We start from the raw sequence: 2,055 nt of genomic DNA on the forward strand, positions 1-2,055 counted from the left end.
TGTCTGGTCCTCCCGACCGGAAATTTCCTTGACCGCGCCGTCCGTCGACGGCTGCGGCGATTGTTCTTGCTTCGAGGCGCGCCGCTTACTCGGCCGCCTGCGAGACCTTCATGCGGCCGGCCGCATCCAGCACGGCCTTGACGATGTTGTGATAGCCGGTGCAGCGGCAGATATTGCCTTCGAGCTCCGTGCGGACGGTCGCCTCGTCGAGCTGGCCGCCGTGACGGTGCACGATGTCGATCGCCGACATGATCATCCCCGGCGTGCAATAGCCGCATTGCAGGCCGTGATTGTCGCGGAAGGCGGCCTGCATCGGGTGCAGCTCGTCGCCCTTGGCGATGCCCTCGATCGTGGTGATGCTGGCCCCATCGGCCTGTCCCGCCAGCATGGTGCAGGATTTCACGGCCTTGCCGTCCATGTGCACGACGCAGGCGCCGCACTGGCTGGTGTCGCAGCCGACATGCGTTCCCGTGAGGTTGAGGTGATCGCGCAGGAGCTGGACCAGCAGCGTGCGGTCCTCGACGTCGACAGCAACGGCCTTGCCGTTGACCGTCAGTTTGACTGTAGACACGTGAAGTCCTCCCGGGATGATTTTGATTGTTTCTAATTAGAGACAGCGACCCGGAACTTTGCAACTAGGATTTTGGTCGCCGCCGTCATCGAAAAGTCATTGATCGCCCCAGCGCGACGATTTGCGCTCGTGCCGGTGGGTGCGGGCCGGAGAAAGTGGGATGCCAGCGTCTTGTGCCGGGCCGATCGGCCTCTGGCCGACCCGCCCTGGATCGTGCCGGCCGCCAAATTTACTGCCCCTTATCGATTCTGCCCTAGTTTTGCGCAGCCGGGTCTGGGGGCGAGGCGCCTCCGGACCATGGTCGCAATGAAAATGGGGGTTGGGAATGTCCGGGCGTATCGCGTCGCCGTCCAAGCGCACATTGTTTCCGACCCTCAAATTCCGCGCAAAGATCGTTCTCGGCTTCGCCGCCGTGCTGGTGATCTCCGCCGGCAGCATGGCCTTCTCCTATTTCGGCTTCGAGCGGGTCGCCTCGGGGGTCGGATCCTACCGCAGCAGCGTGTCCGAGGCCGATCTCGCCCGCACCATCGACCGCGAGTTGCTCGGCTACCGTTCGGCCGTCAGATATTTCGTCGTCACCGGCAAGGAAGACGACGCCAAGGCGGCGCTGGATGCCGAGGCGAGCCTGAAGAACGCCATCGACCAGGCCTCCAAGGGTGCCAAGCAGCCGGCGCGGCAGGAAAGCCTCGGCAAGCTCGCCAAGGAGTTTTCCAGCTTCTCCACCACCTTCGCCAGGGTGCTCCAGGCCAAGCGTGACAGCGCGCTGCTGGTGCAGAACCAGCTCCAGCGCCAGGCCAATCTCCTGAAGTACAAGCTCGACGATATCGGCAACAACGCGTCCGATTCCGAGGCGCAGGCCATCGAGTTCGGCACCAAGCAGGTCAACGCCCAGTTCCAGACAGCGAGCGCTGCAGCCACCCAGTTCGTGCTGACCTCCGATCAGGCGATCGCGAACAGCGCGCTGGCGCGGCTGAAATTCGTCGAGAACTCGCTCAGTGCGGTCTATTCCATGGACGACAAGATCGTCTCTGGCCTGAAGGAGGCCAAGGCCATCCTCGGCGCCTATCGCGAAGCGCTGGAGAAGCTGATCGCCAACGCCAAACTGGTTGAAGGCCTCGTCGCCGAGATGAACGGCGCGGCCGGTGCAATCCAGGAAGGCGCGACCGCCTTGAAGGCGGACCTCGTCGCGGAGCAGCAACGGCTGGATGCCGAATCCGAAGCGACCATCGGGCAGACCGAGCAGCTGGTGCTGATGCTGGCGGTCGGTGGCACGCTGCTGGGCGCTGTTCTCGCCTTCCTGCTCGGCACCGGCATCTCGCGCCCAATGATCGCGATGTGCAAGGCGATGCGCGAGCTGGCCTCGGGCAATTTCGACGTCGTGCTGCCCGGCTTGGGGAGCAAGGACGAGATCGGAGAGATGGCCGGCGCCGTCGAGGAGTTCAAGGTCCAGGCCGTCGCCAAGGCCGAGCGCGATGCCGCCGCCA

Annotated in this window: 2 protein-coding genes; one reads left to right on the top strand and one right to left on the bottom strand. The window is 64.3% G+C overall.

Going from position 1 to position 2,055, the window contains the following annotated elements; translation table 11 throughout:
• Positions 1–85 precede the first annotated feature (85 nt).
• On the bottom strand, positions 86–571 hold the full coding sequence (locus JHD07_RS35550) for a (2Fe-2S)-binding protein (protein WP_291630692.1): 486 nt from the start codon (positions 569–571) through the stop codon (positions 86–88).
• Positions 572–896: 325 nt separating this feature from the next.
• Here JHD07_RS35550 and JHD07_RS35555 point away from each other — a divergent pair.
• A partial coding sequence (locus tag JHD07_RS35555) for a HAMP domain-containing protein (protein WP_291630694.1) occupies positions 897–2,055 on the top strand: 1,159 nt, incomplete at its 3' end.

It is taken from the genome of Bradyrhizobium sp. (genome assembly GCF_016462955.1).
Classification (GTDB): Bacteria; Pseudomonadota; Alphaproteobacteria; order Rhizobiales; family Xanthobacteraceae; genus Bradyrhizobium.